This is a genomic window from Catenibacterium sp. RTP21428st1_D7_RTP21428_210409, from assembly GCF_040227455.1.
Lineage (GTDB): Bacteria > Bacillota_I > Bacilli_A > Erysipelotrichales > Coprobacillaceae > Catenibacterium > Catenibacterium mitsuoka_A.
Genome location: NZ_JBEHVX010000057.1, coordinates 1 through 16,219 on the forward strand (window position 1 = coordinate 1; position 16,219 = coordinate 16,219).

A 16,219-nucleotide genomic window follows, 5' to 3' on the forward strand; every position below is an offset into this window, starting at 1 on the left:
AAAGGGCAGTCATTTCTGACTGCCCTTTACAAGTGGAAACCCCCAAATATTTAAAGCGAGTTTTTTATTGACCCCCCCCTTAAAAATTAAAGGTTCAAAAAAAAAAAAAAGAGAGATCTTATTTTAGATCTCGTAACAATTCATCTAACTTTGGTGGTAATGCTTCTATCAGCATATCAGCTAATTCTTCAGGGTTCAGCTTATATCCTTCTGTTGCCCAGTCTACAGTCATAGTAATAGACCCATGACAATACATTTCTAATAAAAATTCTATATCTGATGGGATATTATTACCTAGTTTTCTCTTAATAATATCCTGATAGAAAGTGAGAATACAGTTATAATCATAGTTTTCTACATTATTATAATCTTTAGATTTAAATGCTTCTTTAAAGAATACTCTATCATTATAAATAAATTGAAACTTCTTAATAAGCCCTTCTCTTAAAGTTTCACTATTACCAATCTGTAAGAAAGACTTATCTGCTAATACTTCAAAATACCAGTTCACAAGATCATATTTATCACGAAAATAACGATAAAATGTCTGTCTAGTCTTACCGCTCATTTCCACAATATCAGTCACCGTGATCTTATCAAGAGACTGATGATTCATCAATTGTTTGATGCATTCTGCAAATATATATCGTGTATCTCCCAAAATTCTCACCGCCTTTGTAACATTATAACAAACCTATCTACAAAAAGAAAGAAGACAACCCCCATAGAGGTTGTCTCTTAATGATTAAAGTTCGATATCACAAAGTTCTGAAGCTAAACCAATGTATGAAGAAGGTGTCATATCTAATAAAGTCTGACGATCTTCATCACTTAACTGTTCTAAGCTCTTTGCGAATGCCTGAATGTCTTCCTGAGAAATATTTTTACCACGAGTTAAGGCCTTGAGTGTATCATAAGCATCTGGTACACCATATTTTCTTAACATTGTCTGGATTGGTTCTGCAAGAACTTCCCATTTTTCATTTAAGTCTTTTGCAAGCTTTTCTTTATTTACAACACACTTAGCTAAACCGCCAGTTGTTTCAGAAATAGCCTGTAATGAATATCCGAAGCATAATCCTAAGTTACGCTGACTTGAAGAGTCTGATAAGTCTCTCTGCATTCTTGACTTAGGAAGCTTGTTAGATAAAGCCACACATAGATTATTTGATAAATCAATGTTTGCTTCAGAGTTTTCAAAACGGATTGGGTTAACCTTATGAGGCATAGTTGAAGAACCAACTTCACCCTTAACAGGAATCTGTTTAAAGTATTCCATTGAGATATATAACCACATATCTACATCTAAGTCAGCCAATACATTGTTGAAATGACGGATACCATCTAAGATATGACAAGTATAGTCATGAGATTCAATCTGAGTAGTTAATGGATTGAATGTAAGTCTTAAATAGTCTTCTACGAATTCTTTATTTAATGTAGGCCAATCTTCATTAGGGAATGCTGTTAAGATAGCACTGTAGTTACCAGTTGCCCCATTGAATTTTGCTTTAATCTTGATATTTTCAATGTTTTCAATACTAGAAAAGAAACGATAAGCATAGACTTTGAATTCTTTACCAATAGTTGTAGGTGTAGCAGGCTGTCCATGAGTATGTGCAAGCATTGCATCATCCTTATGATCTACTGCTAATTTATTGATCATTGAAGCAAATTCTTTAGCTGCAGGTAACCAAACATCCTTTAAGCCATGTTTAATCATACATGCATATGATGTATTATTGATATCTTCAGAAGTACATCCGATATGTACATAGCTTTCTAAATGTTCATAACCTAAAGCTTTAAGCTTTTCATCAATGAAATATTCTACTGCCTTAACATCATGTCTTGTAACAGATTCGATTTCTTTAATTCTCTTGAAAGAATCAAAGTTGAAATCCTTAGAAATCGCAAGAATATCATCTACCTTGTTAGGATCAACCTTGTCTAAAGTTTCTGTATGAAGGTGATCCAACTGGAACTTCAACCACTGGATTTCTACAAACACTCTATACTTAACAAGTGCATATTCACTGAAACAATCAGCTAACTGATCTTTAATCTTGCCATAACGTCCATCTAGAGGACAGAGTGTCATACTTTCAAATTCTAATTTATCCATTCGTTATTCTCCTTTAAAATACTTCACGCCGGCTTCAAATAACTTCTGATCCATTTCACCGTAGATGTTAAGGTCTCTGTTTTCACCCTGACGTTCAGAATGACCCATCTTACCTAATACTCTACCATCTTCAGAAACGATACCTTCAATACCATACATAGAACCATTAGGGTTATATGGAGATTCCATAGTAACATTTCCATTTGGATCAACATACTGGAATGCTACCTGACCATTATCAATTAACTGATCAAGCACTTCCTTAGGTGCAACGAAACGTCCTTCACCATGAGAAATAGGGATAATATGTTCATCACCTAACTCTACATTAGCAAGCCATGGAGACTTCACGCTAGATACTCTTGTAGTCACCATCTGAGATAAGTGGCGTCCAATTGTATTGAACGTTAGAGTAGGATCATCTTTGCTCATATCCTTAATATGTCCATGAGGAAGTAAACCAAGTTTTACTAATGCCTGGAATCCATTACAGATACCAATCATTAAGCCTTCACGATTATCTAATAAATCATCGATTGCAGCCTTTAATCTTGGGTTACGTAATACAGTTGCAATGAACTTACCTGAACCTTCAGGTTCATCACCAGCTGAGAAACCACCTGGTAGCATCATGATCTGTGCATTATGGATTGCTTCTTCTAATTCATCAACAGACTTCTTAATATCTTCTTCTGTCTTATTTCTAATAAGAACAAGCTGAACCTTTGCACCTGCTTTTTCAAATGCACGTTTAGAATCAAATTCACAGTTAGTTCCTGGGAATACAGGAATAACAACATTGACTTCATCATACTTCTTAGAAGCAAACATCTTGCCTCTTTCATTGCAGTCGCCAGTACGTACTTCTGTAGTAGGTGCTTTTGCTGTAGTAGGATATACAGATTCTAATGGTGCACAGTTGATTTCATATGCATCATCAAGTGTCACTTTCTCACCCTTATATGATACAGCCTTTTCTTCATTTGTAGAAGCAATAATACGAACATTTTCATATCCTGCAACAACTTCTGCGTTATCTACTTCTACAATGATGTGTCCAAAGTTCTTTTCAACTAAGTCATTAAGTGTTAAAGCATCATCAAATGCGACACCAATTTCATTACCAAATGCCATCTTATAAACAGCTTCAACTAAACCACCGTCTTTAACTGTATAAGCTGAATAAGCCTTTCCAGACTGAATCAATGCTTCTACAGCATCAAACTGTTTTCTTAAAGCTTCAAAGTCAAATACATGGAATTCATCTTTAGGAAGCATGAATTCTACTAATACATGTCCTGCTTCTTTTAATTCAGGAGTGATGACTTTATGTACATCTCCACCAGTAATTGCGAATGATACTAAAGTTGGAGGAACATCTAAGTCTTCAAATGAACCTGACATAGAATCCTTACCACCAATTGAAGGTAACAATAATTCTTCCTGAGCACGATAAGCACCTAGTAATGCACTAAATGGTTTACCCCATCTCTTAGGATCATTTAATAGCTTTTCAAAGAATTCCTGGAATGAGAAACGGATTGTATGCCATGTACCACCCATTGCGATGATCTTTGCTACAGATTCTACAACTGCATTGATTGCACCATGATATGGTGACCATTCAGAAATAAGTGGGCTATAACCATAACTCATTAATGAACATGTAGTAGTTTCTTTTCCTAATACTGGAATTAATGCAGCCATACCTTCAGTTTCTGTACGGTAAGTCTTACCACCAAATGGTGAAAGAACAGTACCATTACCGATAGAAGAGTCAAAACGTTCTACTAAGCCCTTCTGAGAAGCTGTAGATAAACGTGATAATACTTCTTTAGTTGTTTCAGTAAAGTTTTCTTTTGCTTCTGGATTGAATGGTGCCTTATCAAAATCAGGTAATTCTACATGGATATCCTGATAACGTTTAGCTCCTGCTTCATCTAGGAAGTCTCTAGAGATATCTACAATAGTATCTCCCATATATTTCATAGTTAAACGGTTCTTATCTGTAACTGTAGCCACCTGTACGACTTCAAGGTTTTCATCATGAGCAGCCTGGATACAGAAGTCTTTATCACATTCATTGATGACAATAGCCATACGTTCCTGTGATTCACTAATAGCAAGTTCAGTACCATTTAAACCTTCATATTTCTTTAACACTGCATCTAAGTTAATATCAAGACCAGGTGCTAATTCACCAACTGCAACGCTGACACCTCCAGCACCAAAGTCATTACATCTTACAATCTTCTTAGAGAATTCTTTATTTCTAAATAATCTCTGAATCTTTCTTTCTTCAACTGGGTTACCTTTCTGTACTTCAGCACCAGCAGTTTCAGTAGTCTTTAATTCGTGTTTCTTAGAAGAACCAGTGGCACCACCGATACCATCACGACCAGTACGTCCACCAATTAATAAGACAATCTGTCCATTTTCAGGAATTAATCTCTTAACCTGTTCTTCTGGTGCAGCTGCAACTACAGCACCTAATTCCATTCTCTTAGCAACATAACCCTGATCATATACTTCATGTACAAAACCAGTTGTTAAACCAATCTGGTTACCGTAAGAAGAGAAACCATGAGCTGCTTCTTCACAGATCTTTCTCTGTGGTAATTTACCAGGAAGTGTATCTTCTAATTTCTGACGAGGATCACCTGCACCAGTAATACGCATTGACTGGTAAACATAAGCACGACCTGATAATGGGTCACGGATTGCACCACCTAAACATGTAGCAGCACCACCAAATGGTTCAATTTCAGTTGGATGGTTATGTGTTTCATTCTTAAACATTAATAACCAATCTTCATCACCATCAGTTGTATGAACCTTTAAACGAACTGAGCAGGCATTGATTTCTTCAGATACTTCCATATCATCCAAATAGCCACGTTTTCTAAGTTCTTTCATAGAAATAGTTGCAAGATCCATTAAAGTAAGTGGTCTCTTTGTATCTACACCATAAACAACATGACGGCTTGCTTTATATTTTTCTACATCTTTTTCTAAGATTTCTTTAAATGCACCACTTGCGATATCAATATCAGTAATAACTGTCGCAAATGTAGTATGACGACAATGGTCTGACCAATAAGTATCTAATACTCTGATTTCAGTTTCTGTAGGATCTCTCTTTTCTACATCTCTGAAATAATTCTGAGTTACTTTTAAGTCATCGAAGTTCATTGCAAGACTCATCTTTTCAAGTAATGCTTCAACTTCTTCATCAGTGAAACCAATAAATCCTTCAATCACTGGAACCTTCTTGATTTCAACAACAGCATCATTTAAATCTGCTGGCTTTTCTAAAGACGCTTCTCTAGAATCAACAGGGTTAATTAAATAATGTTTAATTGCTGGTAATTCATCACTAGAAATACCTTCGATTACAATAAGCTTTGCACATTTAACCTTAACGCCTTTTTCACCAGTTAATAACTGGAAGCACTGTTCACAGGCATCTGCTCTAGCATCATACTGTCCTGGAAGATATTCAATCGCAAAACTTACAGCTCCTTCTGGAATTGCATATTCTTCACGATATACTTCATCTACCATTGGCTCAGAAAGAATAGTAGGAATACCTTCTTCTAATACTTCTTCAGTAATACCCTGAAGATCATAACGGTTGACAACTGTTAAGTTAGAAATGTCAGTTAAACCAAGTCTTGTCATCAAATCATGTTTGATAGAATCTGCTTCAACCGCATTTTCTTTTCTTTTTTCTACATAAACGCGATAAACTTTAGCCATGTTATCCTCCTAATGTAAGCCAATATCTTTACGCATATACATGCCATCAAAATGAATGTTTTCAATTGCATCATAGACTTTCTTTCTTGTTTCTTCAAGATCATGTCCTAATGCACAAACATTTAATACACGTCCACCATTTGTGACGATTTCATTATTTTCATTACGTTTAGTACCTGCATGGAAGACAACGATATCTTCTGGAAGATGATCTAAACCAGTAATGACTTTACCTTTTTCATAAGATCCAGGATAGCCTCCACTTGCAAGAACAACACATGTTGCCTGTTCATCTTTCCACTTAACATCTACATCTTTCAATGTATTTGTAGCACATCCATACATCACTTCATATAAATCACTTTCAAGTCTCATTAAGATAACCTGAGTTTCAGGATCACCAAAACGAACATTGAATTCTAATACCTTTACATCCTGATCCTTGATCATTAATCCAATAAAGACAACACCACGATAATCCATATGATCTTCATGTAAGCCTTTCATGAATGGGTCAAGAATCTTTTCTTTGAAAGTCCCTTCCATACCTTCAGGTAAGAATGGGTTAGGTGATACAGTACCCATACCACCAGTATTTGGACCTTCATTATTATCATAAATCTGTTTATGGTCTTTTGCAGATACCATAGGTACGATTGTATCATGGTCTACAAAACATAATAGAGAACATTCAAAACCAGTTAAGAATTCTTCTAAAACTACCTTCTTACCAGCATCACCAAAAGCACTGCCATCAAGCATCACTTTAAGTTCTTCTTTAGCCTGCTGCTTTGTTTCACAGATGACTACACCCTTACCTGCTGCAAGACCATCAGCCTTAACAACAACAGGAAGATCAAAAGCATCTAATGCTTTAACAGCTGATTCATAATCAGTCACTTCTTCATACTTTGCAGTAGGAATATTGTGCTTTTTCATGAAATCCTTAGAGAAGGCTTTAGAACCTTCAAGAATAGCTGATTCTTTTCTAGGACCAAATACTTTGTGTCCTCTTTCTTCTAAATAGTCAGCAAGTCCCATACATAATGGTACTTCAGGACCAATAACAGTTAAATCAATACCCTTTTCTTCAACAGTCTTTAAGATAAAAGGCATATCTTCTACACTACCTGGAATACATACAGCATCCATACCAGGATTACCAGGAATAGCATATAATTCAGTAACATGTTTACTCTGTTTTAATTTCCAGGCAATTGCATGTTCTCTTCCACCACTACCAATAACAAGAACCTTCATAGAACGCCTCCTTAGTGTCTAAAATGTCTATAACCATTGAATACCATTGTCATATCATGTTCATCACAATAGTCAATAGACTCCTGATCACGAACTGATCCACCAGGCTGTACAATAGCCTTAATACCTGCTTCATCAGCCACCTGTGCACAATCATTAAATGGGAAGAAAGCATCACTTGCTAATACAGCACCATGGAAATCCTTATCAGGATTATTATGAATTGCATTTTCTAATGCCCAGATACGTGAAGTCTGTCCTCCACCAACAGCTAAAGTACATCCGTCTTTCACTAATACAATTGCATTAGACTTAACATATTTAACAACCTTTAAACCAAATTCCATATCAGATAATTCAGCTTCTGTTGGCTGCTTTTTAGTCACTACTTTCATTTCATCAATAAGCTTAGTATTTAATTCCTGAACAAGTGCTTTACCTTCAAGATACTTAATATCATACTTAGCATCACGTGCATCAAGATTCTTAAGCTTTAATAAACGTAAGTTCTTCTTCTTTTCTAATACTTCTAAAGCATCATCATCAAAATCAGGTGCTGCAATGATTTCTAAGAAAGTCTTCTTCATTTCTAAAGCAGTTTCCTTATCAATCTTATAGTTCACAGCGATGATTCCACCAAAGATAGAAGTTGGATCTCCTTCATAAGCACGCTTATAAGATTCATAACCAGTCTTACCAATAGCAACTCCACAAGGTGTTGAATGCTTAATTGCAACAGTCACTAATTGATCACCAAATTCTCTTACGCATGCAACTGCACCATATAAGTCATTCACGTTATTGAAAGAAATTTCTTTACCATGTAACTGTTCATAATCTAATAAAGAATGCTGAACATATGGATCAACATAGGCATTTGCACTCTGCTGAGAGTTTTCACCATAACGTAAATGATCTGTCTTCTTTAATGAAATATTTAAGATATCAGGGAATTCATCATGTACCTGATCAGCGAAATAACGAGAAATCATTGCATCATAGCTGCCTGTTAAACTATAAGCCTTATAAGCAAGATTCATTCTGAATTCAAAATCAGTCTTATCTTCTCTAATAGCTTCTAATACAGCATCATAATCTTTTGGATCAGTAACAATCAATACATCCTTGAAATTCTTAGCAGCAGAACGGATCATTGAAGGTCCACCGATATCAATGTTTTCAATCATTTCAGCCATTGGCTTACCAGCCTTAAGCGCTTTTTCAAACTCATAGAGATTACAACAAACAAGATCAATAGGTGTAATACCCATTTCTTCTACAGTCTTGACATGTTCTTCTACATCTCTTCTAAATAGAATACCACCATGTACTTTTGGATGAAGTGTCTTAACTCTTCCATCAAGAATTTCAGGGAAACCTGTTACATCATCGATTTCAATAGCTTTTACACCTGCTTCTAATAGTTTCTTATATGTTCCACCAGTAGAAACAACTTCAAATCCTAATTCTTCAAGACCTTTTGCAAATTCAACAATACCTTCTTTATTTGTAACTGATACTAACGCTCTTTTCAACTGATCTTCACCCTTTCATTTTCTACAGAAACACGTCCTTCACAATATAAAGCAACGGCTTCTGGTAAGATTTCATGTTCGATTTCTAAGACACGTGCCTGAATATCTTCAGGTGTCTCTAAATCAGAAATATCAACTGCTCTTTGTAAGATGATTGGTCCACCATCCACTTCTCCAGTAACGAAATGAACAGTTGCACCTGACACCTTTACACCTCTTTTAAACACCGCTTCATGGACATGCATTCCATAGAATCCAGGACCACAGAAAGATGGAATAAGTGAGGGATGAATATTAATAATACGATTCTTATATTGTTCAATCAGCTTATCTCCAACAATAGCAAGATAACCTGCTAATACAACAACATCAATCTTTTCTTCTTCAAATCTCTTTAAGATCTCATCTTCATCCTTGATCCATTCTGCCTGAATACCATGAAGACGGGCTCTTTCTAAACCGTAAGCCTTCTTACGGTTAGAAATAACCAGACGGATCTCTCCATTGATTTTTCCGGCTTCACACGCATCGATGATGGACTGAAGATCAGTTCCACCACCAGATACGCATACAGCTATGTTTAGCATAATTCTGCTCCCTTTTCACCTTCAGCAATATAACCTACTTCATAGCTTTCATAGCCAGCAGCATTAATTGCTTCAATAGTCTTTTCAACATCTGCAGGATCAACAGCAAGAACCATACCTAATCCCATGTTGAATGTGTTGTACATCATCTTTTCTTCAACGTTTCCTGCTTTTGCAATTAAGCCAAAGATAGGAGGTACTTTATAGCTGTCCTTCTTAACAACAGCCTTTACACCATCAGGTAACATTCTAGGAAGGTTTTCATAGAATCCTCCACCAGTAATATGGCTACATCCTTTAACCTTGATACCAGCATTCTTTACACTCTTTAATGCTTTTACATAAATCTTAGTAGGAGCAATTAATGCTTCACCTAAAGTAGTACCTAATTCATCATAATAAGTATCCAAAGATTCTTTAGTCATTTCAAATACGCTACGTACTAAAGAGAATCCATTACTATGTACACCAGTAGATGCAATACCAACTAAAGCATCACCAGGCTTGATTGTAGAACCATCAATGATATCCTTCTTGTCTACAACACCTACTGCAAAACCAGCTAAATCATAATCATCAACAGGCATTAAACCTGGATGTTCTGCAGTTTCACCACCAACAAGGGCACATTCAGACTGAATACATCCTTCAGCAACACCCTTAACGATAGTCGCAATCTTTTCAGGATAATTCTTACCACATGCAATGTAATCAAGGAAGAATAGAGGTTCACCACCTGAACAAGCAATATCATTCACACACATTGCAACTGCATCAATACCAATTGTATCGTGTTTATCCATTACAAAAGCAAGTTTTACCTTTGTACCACAGCCATCAGTACCAGATAAAAGAACTGGTTCTTCCATATCCTTGATCTTGCTTAAATCAAAAGCACCAGCAAAACCACCAATACCACCAAGTACTTCTGGTCTCATAGTCGCTTTAACATGCTTCTTCATTAATTCTACTGACTTATAACCTGCTTCAATGTCTACTCCAGCTTTTTTATAATCCATGTTTCTTCATCCTTTTATCTATTATTTTTCCATTCTTGCAAGAACTGCTTTATATGTTTCAATTAAATCACCGATATCCTGTCTGAATACGTCTTTGTCATACTTCTTGTTAGTATCTACATCCCATAAACGGCAAGAATCTGGTGAGATTTCATCAGCTAATACGATTTCGCCTTCTTTAGTCTTACCAAATTCGATTTTAAAATCTACTAGCTTTAAGTTTAATCTTAAGAAGAAAGCCTTAAGTAATTCGTTGATCTTTAATGTTTCAGATTTGATAGTGTTATATTCATCTCTAGTGCAAAGACCTAAAGCAACAGCATGGTCTTCATTGATTAATGGATCACCATATTCATCATTCTTATAACTAATTTCAAAAATTGGTTCTGCTAAAACAACACCTTCCTTAGCACCAAGTCTCTTACAGAAAGAACCTGTTGTAATATTACGTACAATAACTTCTAGTGGGAAGATTTCTACTTTCTTAACTAAATCATCAGTATCATTTAACTTTTCAATCATATGAGTCTTGATACCAGCTTCTTCTAACATATCAAAGATAATACCTGAAATAGTGTGGTTTAATACACCCTTACCAGCAAACTGATCATGTTTTACACCATTACCTGCAGTTGCATCATCTTTATAATGCATTAAGATAACATCTTCATTATCAGTTGCAAAAATTTCCTTAGCTTTTCCTTCGTACATTAATTCTTTCTTTTCCATTGTTGTTTTCTCCTCTTATCTATATTTTTCTGAAATTTCGTTATTTGTATCTAAGCAGGCTTTTTCCATAGCCTGACGGTTGTTCTTTAATTTTTCACTTAATTCTGGATATTTGATTGCCATGATTTCAAGTGCTAACCAGGCAGCATTCTTAGCACCATCAATTGCAACTGTTGCAACTGGGATACCAGAAGGCATCTGGACAATTGATAATAAGGCATCCATTCCATCTAAACTTGCACCTTTGATTGGAATACCAATAACTGGTAACACTGTCATAGAAGCAACGACACCAGGTAAGGCAGCAGCCATACCAGCAGCTGTTAAAATAACATCTGTTCCATTGTTGTTGCATTCTTCTACAAATTCACTCAATGCACGATGTGCACGGTGTGCAGATAAAGCACGTACTTCAACATCTACGCCATATTCTTTTAATATAGCAATTCCTTTTTCTACCTTTGCTTCATCAGAGGCAGAACCCATAATTACTGCAGCTTTCATTTCAGTCCTCCATTATTTTCATTATGACTTTCATGATCTAGGTGCTCAGAGGCCTTTCACCTAAACTTGACCTCAATTATTAGAATAAACCAGTAATCTTACCTTCTTCATCGATGTCCATATTATTGGCAGCTGGTACTTTTGGTAAACCAGGCATACGCATAATATTTCCAGAAATAGCAACTAAGAATCCAGAACCAGTATTTGGAATCAAGTCACTAATTGTTACCTTGAATCCTTCTGGACGTCCAAGTAAAGTCGCATCATCTGATAAAGAATACTGAGTTTTCGCAATACAGATTGGTAAATCACCTAAGCCCTGAGCAGTGAACTTCTTGATCTTGTTAGCTACCTTCTTAGTGAAGACAACATCATCTGCACCATAGATTTCTTTGGCGATTGTCTTGATTTTTTCATCAATAGGCATATCTAATGAATAGATAGGTGCATAATGAGATTCTTTAGTATCAAGGATATTTAATAGCTTGTTAGCAAGATCAATGCCTCCTTCGCCACCCTTAGCCCATACTTCAGAAATGGATACTTCAACATTTAATTCCTTACACATATCATCTAATAGCTTTAATTCAGCTTCTGTATCTGTAGGGAAAGCATTAATAGCAACGATACAAGGTAAACCAAACTTCTTGATATTTTCAATATGTTTAGTTAAGTTACCAATACCCTTCTTTAATGCTTCAAGGTTTTCAGTACTTAATTCTTTCTTGTTAACACCACCATGCATCTTTAATGCACGAACAGTCGCAACAATGACAACTGCATCTGGATTTAAACCAGCCTGACGACACTTGATATCTAAGAACTTTTCAGCTCCTAAATCAGCACCAAATCCTGCTTCAGTAATAGCGTAATCACCAAGTTTCATAGCAAGCTTTGTAGCCATAACTGAGTTACATCCATGAGCGATATTGGCAAATGGACCACCATGTACAAATACTGGAGTATGATCTAAAGTCTGTACAAGGTTAGGTTTGATGGCATCCTTCAATAATAAAGTTACAGCACCAGTTGCATGAATATCACCAACAGTAACTGGTTCACCATCATAATTATAAGCAACAATCATTCTTGCTGCTCTTGCCTTTAAATCTTCAAGAGAAGTAGATAAACATAAGATACCCATGACTTCACTTGCAACACTAATATCAAAACCATCTTCACGAGGAACACCATTTGGTTTACCACCTAAACCAACAACAATATGTCTTAAAGCACGATCGTTTAAGTCAACAACTCTCTTCCATACAATCTGTCTAGTATCAATATTCAAAGGGTTACCCTGCTGAATAGAGTTATCAAGCATTGCCGCAATCAAGTTATTTGCTGAAGTGATGGCATGAATATCACCTGTAAAATGAAGGTTGATATCTTCCATAGGAACAACCTGGGCATATCCTCCACCAGCTGCACCACCTTTAATACCAAAGCAAGGACCTAAACTTGGTTCACGCATTGCAACTACAGATTTCTTGCCTAACTGATGTAATGCCTGTGATAAACCGATCATTGTAGTTGTCTTACCTTCACCTGCAGGTGTTGGGTTGATTGCAGTTACAAGGATTAATTTACCATCCGGATTATTTTCAACTTTCTTGATAGTTTCCAAAGAGATTTTTGCTTTATATTTACCATATAATTCTAAATCATCTTCAGTCAGTCCAATCTTGTCAGCCACATTTTTAATTGGCTCCATGACTGTACTCTGTGCAATTTCTACGTCTGTTAACATTTTTTTGTTTTTCCTCTCTTTCAGGTTATTTTCTTTCAAAACAATTATATACTAATCCGGTACCTGTATGCTTCCATTTTTTAAAAAAAACAAAAAAAGAGCCTACTAAGTCCAGGACGTTGCCCAGACGGTCGGCTCTTCAAGAAATTATACTCCATGTGGTTAATTCCACTTCCGTCAGTCGTATAATACAGTTGTAGTTTATCAAATAACCTATTGTTTGACAAGCACAAATTTGATTAAATAGTGGCATAAGTTTATAATATAAAAACGGAGGTAATGACTATGTTTAAAGAAGTAGATGTAAATACATTTGATTTAAAAATATTCAATAAATTGAATAAGGAATGGGCACTACTTAGTGCAGGTAATAAAGACGCATTTAATACTATGACTATTTCATGGGGCGAGATGGGTACATTATGGAATAAGCCAGTGATGACTTGTTTTGTAAGACCACAGCGTTATACAAAAGAATTTATAGATTCTAATGATCAAATGACTCTTTCATTCTTTAATGGAGAACATATGATAGATTTAACAATACTTGGTAGAGAGTCTGGACGTGATGGAGATAAGATTGCGAAGACTGATTTAACACCTACATTTATTGAAAATCTCCCTACATTTGAAGAGGCAGACATTGTCGTTGTGGGAAAGAAACTCTATGAAGACACTATCAAGCCTGAATGTTTCTTAGATGAAACACTTGTGGATAAGAACTATCCTAATAAAGATTTCCATACAATGTATATCTGTGAAGTTGAAAAAATCTATATGAAATAAGAGAAGCGTTAGTTTGCTTCTCTTTTTAGTTCTTCGTATTCTCTTATTTGATTATATTCTTCGATTGTTTTCTTAATATCATTAAAGATATGTGGGTCAAGTGTCTTCTCTAATTCATCTTCATCCACAAACTTATAATCTGTATGTTCAAATGAAATCTTAACCTGATCATTTGTAGGAATACACAAGAAACCAATACCCACTGTCTGATAGTGTGGTCTAATAGCCGTAAATGTATAAACTGGCTTAATGATTTCAATATCTAATCCTGTTTCTTCCTTTAATTCTCTTACTAACGCCTGGTGAGGATCTTCCCCATATTCTAATCCCCCACCTGGTAATTCCCAATAACCAAGTCCATCTGATGAAGGTCTCACACGTTTTAAGATTAATGTCTTGCCTTCATAAATCACAATACCTTTAACTGTAATATGAAATTGTATGTCCTTATTCTCCATATTCTTTTGCCCCCCTTTTTACTATATTAGCACAACTCTTGAAAGAACGTTACAAAAAGGTGCAGTATCTGTGTTTCAAATAATTTAAAAATTGTATATAATAGTCACTGAGGTGAATAAAATGATTGATTTTAAAGAAGAAGTATTAAAGCATAAAGATGAAATGCTGAAAGATTTAAAGGACTTATGTCTAATCCCTTCAACTCTTGATAAATCTACTGCAAAAGAAAATCAGCCATTTGGTGAAAATAACCGTAAAGCGCTTGATTTAATGCTTTCTATTGGTCAAAGAGATGGATTTGTTACTGATGATTGTGATGGATATGCTGGTTCTATTGATATTGGTGAAGGAGAAGACTGCTTTGGTATTCTTGGACACTTAGATGTTGTACCTACTGAAGGTCAGGAATGGGATTATCCAGAATATGATATGACTCTTGATGGAGATACACTCTATGGTCGTGGTGTTGCTGATGATAAGGGACCTTTAATTGCTGCTTATTATGCTGCTAAGATTGTGAATGAACTTGATTTTGAAAAGAAGATGAAGGTTCGTATCATCTTTGGATGTAATGAAGAAAATGGTTCTCGCTGTATGCATTACTATTTCCAGCATCGTCCATATCCAAAGATGGGATTTACTCCAGATGCTGATTTCCCTGTAGTATATGGTGAAAAAGGTAACTGTCATTTCATCATCAAGGGGAAAACAGATGATGATAAGGTAATTTCTATTCATTCAGGACGTGTAGTGAATATCGTACCAGATCAGGCTAAAGCTGTATTAAAGGGTACTGACTATGAAGAATCATATAATGCATTCTTAAAAGAAAATAACTTCAAGGGTTCTTTAGAAGTTGTAGATGGTAACACACACTTATTCTTAAAAGGTAAGAGTGCCCATGCATCTCAGCCTCAGTTAGGTAATAATGCTGCAAGTAACTTATGTCATTATATTGCAAGTGTGACTGATAATAGCTACGCAAAATTCGTTGATGAATATTTATATAATGATTATTTAGGTGAAAAGTTCAATGTCGCATTTACTGGTGAAATGGGTGCTTTAACTGTTAACCTTGGTATCTTAAATTATGAAAATAATGAAGGTTCATTAACTCTTGATTTACGTCTTCCTCATGACTTAGACAATAATGAACTTGTTAAGAATGTAGGTGAAGCTGTTAATAAATATGGCTTGAGTGAAGAACATGATATCGGTCCTGCATTATATGTAGATCCTAATAGTGAATTAGTTCAGAAGCTTCATGAATCATATGTACAGTTCACAAATGATCATGAACATGGTCCTCAGACTATCGGTGGTGGAACTTATGCAAAAGAAATGCCTAACTGTGTTGCTTTTGGTTGTGAATTCCCTGGTAAAAACCATCATATGCATGAAGAAAATGAATTAATTTCATTAGATGATTTATTAACTGCAGCTGCTATCTACGCTCAGTCTCTCTATAATCTTCTTAAAAAATAGTTGAATTCTATGTGCAACTCAAGTATAATTTGAGTTGCACAAAGTTGCGGCCGTGGTGGAATGGTAGACACGCAAGTTTGAGGGACTTGTGGACGTACGTCTGTGTGAGTTCAAATCTCATCGGCCGCACCATTAATTAAGATGAAGAGGCTGTAACGGGTAAATAACTCATTATAGTTTCATAAAAAGCAAAAGACGGACCGAGGTCCGTCTTTTGTGGT

Annotated in this window: 13 protein-coding genes, 1 tRNA gene and 1 riboswitch; of the genes, 3 read left to right on the forward strand and 11 right to left on the reverse strand. The window is 35.6% G+C overall.

Features of this window, described 5'->3' with window-relative positions; all coding sequences use genetic code 11:
• Positions 1–118: 118 nt before the first annotated feature.
• The 10 genes from ABUA27_RS08610 to ABUA27_RS08655 form a co-directional block, all read right to left on the reverse strand.
• On the reverse strand, positions 119–661 hold the full coding sequence (locus tag ABUA27_RS08610; RefSeq protein WP_317375221.1) for a TetR/AcrR family transcriptional regulator C-terminal domain-containing protein: 543 nt from the start codon (positions 659–661) through the stop codon (positions 119–121).
• 84 nt (positions 662–745) lie between these two features.
• A complete protein-coding gene (purB, locus tag ABUA27_RS08615; protein ID WP_349820575.1) occupies positions 746–2,125 on the reverse strand; it encodes an adenylosuccinate lyase in 1,380 nt (459 codons plus the stop codon).
• Between the two features lie 3 nt (positions 2,126–2,128).
• The gene (locus ABUA27_RS08620; protein ID WP_288834845.1) at positions 2,129–5,884 is read right to left on the reverse strand and encodes a phosphoribosylformylglycinamidine synthase; all 3,756 of its coding nucleotides are present in this window, start codon (positions 5,882–5,884) and stop codon (positions 2,129–2,131) included.
• 9 nt (positions 5,885–5,893) lie between these two features.
• Entirely contained in the window at positions 5,894–7,144 is a 1,251-nt protein-coding gene (gene purD / locus ABUA27_RS08625; RefSeq protein ID WP_221710769.1) for a phosphoribosylamine--glycine ligase, read from the reverse strand.
• Positions 7,145–7,155: 11 nt separating this feature from the next.
• On the reverse strand, positions 7,156–8,679 hold the full coding sequence (purH, locus tag ABUA27_RS08630) for a bifunctional phosphoribosylaminoimidazolecarboxamide formyltransferase/IMP cyclohydrolase (protein WP_129981496.1): 1,524 nt from the start codon (positions 8,677–8,679) through the stop codon (positions 7,156–7,158).
• Positions 8,676–9,266 (reverse strand): phosphoribosylglycinamide formyltransferase, encoded by a 591-nt coding sequence (gene purN / locus ABUA27_RS08635; protein ID WP_129981497.1) that lies wholly within the window; start codon positions 9,264–9,266, stop codon positions 8,676–8,678. Before purN ends, purH begins: the two co-directional genes overlap by 4 nt.
• The gene (gene purM / locus ABUA27_RS08640; protein ID WP_022424499.1) at positions 9,260–10,285 is read right to left on the reverse strand and encodes a phosphoribosylformylglycinamidine cyclo-ligase; all 1,026 of its coding nucleotides are present in this window, start codon (positions 10,283–10,285) and stop codon (positions 9,260–9,262) included. The genes purN and purM overlap by 7 nt, the downstream gene beginning before the upstream one ends.
• Positions 10,286–10,306: 21 nt before the next feature.
• Complete coding sequence (purC, locus tag ABUA27_RS08645; RefSeq protein ID WP_006506992.1) at positions 10,307–11,014, reverse strand: phosphoribosylaminoimidazolesuccinocarboxamide synthase; 708 nt, start codon at positions 11,012–11,014, stop codon at positions 10,307–10,309.
• Between the two features lie 15 nt (positions 11,015–11,029).
• Positions 11,030–11,518 (reverse strand): 5-(carboxyamino)imidazole ribonucleotide mutase, encoded by a 489-nt coding sequence (purE, locus tag ABUA27_RS08650; protein ID WP_006506993.1) that lies wholly within the window; start codon positions 11,516–11,518, stop codon positions 11,030–11,032.
• 79 nt (positions 11,519–11,597) lie between these two features.
• The gene (locus ABUA27_RS08655; RefSeq protein WP_129981500.1) at positions 11,598–13,268 is read right to left on the reverse strand and encodes a formate--tetrahydrofolate ligase; all 1,671 of its coding nucleotides are present in this window, start codon (positions 13,266–13,268) and stop codon (positions 11,598–11,600) included.
• A 114-nt stretch (positions 13,269–13,382) separates the two neighbouring features.
• A riboswitch (ZMP/ZTP riboswitch) is annotated at positions 13,383–13,463 on the reverse strand.
• Between the two features lie 90 nt (positions 13,464–13,553).
• Between ABUA27_RS08655 and ABUA27_RS08660 the strand changes: the two genes are divergently transcribed.
• Complete coding sequence (locus ABUA27_RS08660; RefSeq protein WP_129981501.1) at positions 13,554–14,054, forward strand: flavin reductase family protein; 501 nt, start codon at positions 13,554–13,556, stop codon at positions 14,052–14,054.
• Positions 14,055–14,062: 8 nt separating this feature from the next.
• Here ABUA27_RS08660 and ABUA27_RS08665 read toward each other — a convergent pair whose 3' ends face one another.
• Positions 14,063–14,512 (reverse strand): NUDIX hydrolase, encoded by a 450-nt coding sequence (locus tag ABUA27_RS08665; RefSeq protein ID WP_022424496.1) that lies wholly within the window; start codon positions 14,510–14,512, stop codon positions 14,063–14,065.
• Positions 14,513–14,633: 121 nt separating this feature from the next.
• Between ABUA27_RS08665 and pepV the strand changes: the two genes are divergently transcribed.
• Together pepV and ABUA27_RS08675 are read left to right on the forward strand one after the other, a co-directional pair.
• Positions 14,634–15,998 (forward strand): dipeptidase PepV, encoded by a 1,365-nt coding sequence (gene pepV / locus ABUA27_RS08670; protein ID WP_129981502.1) that lies wholly within the window; start codon positions 14,634–14,636, stop codon positions 15,996–15,998.
• Between the two features lie 46 nt (positions 15,999–16,044).
• Positions 16,045–16,130: transfer RNA gene (locus ABUA27_RS08675), tRNA-Leu, on the forward strand.
• Positions 16,131–16,219 lie beyond the last annotated feature (89 nt).

Coding starts and splice junctions, on each gene's coding strand:
- purB (WP_349820575.1), bottom strand. CDS start 2,125: ATGGATAAATTAGAATTTGAAAGTATGACACTCTGTCCTCTAGATGGA.
- ABUA27_RS08620 (WP_288834845.1), bottom strand. CDS start 5,884: ATGGCTAAAGTTTATCGCGTTTATGTAGAAAAAAGAAAAGAAAATGCG.
- purD (WP_221710769.1), bottom strand. CDS start 7,144: ATGAAGGTTCTTGTTATTGGTAGTGGTGGAAGAGAACATGCAATTGCC.
- purN (WP_129981497.1), bottom strand. CDS start 9,266: ATGCTAAACATAGCTGTATGCGTATCTGGTGGTGGAACTGATCTTCAG.
- purM (WP_022424499.1), bottom strand. CDS start 10,285: ATGGATTATAAAAAAGCTGGAGTAGACATTGAAGCAGGTTATAAGTCA.
- purC (WP_006506992.1), bottom strand. CDS start 11,014: ATGGAAAAGAAAGAATTAATGTACGAAGGAAAAGCTAAGGAAATTTTT.
- purE (WP_006506993.1), bottom strand. CDS start 11,518: ATGAAAGCTGCAGTAATTATGGGTTCTGCCTCTGATGAAGCAAAGGTA.
- ABUA27_RS08655 (WP_129981500.1), bottom strand. CDS start 13,268: ATGTTAACAGACGTAGAAATTGCACAGAGTACAGTCATGGAGCCAATT.
- ABUA27_RS08660 (WP_129981501.1), top strand. CDS start 13,554: ATGTTTAAAGAAGTAGATGTAAATACATTTGATTTAAAAATATTCAAT.
- ABUA27_RS08665 (WP_022424496.1), bottom strand. CDS start 14,512: ATGGAGAATAAGGACATACAATTTCATATTACAGTTAAAGGTATTGTG.
- pepV (WP_129981502.1), top strand. CDS start 14,634: ATGATTGATTTTAAAGAAGAAGTATTAAAGCATAAAGATGAAATGCTG.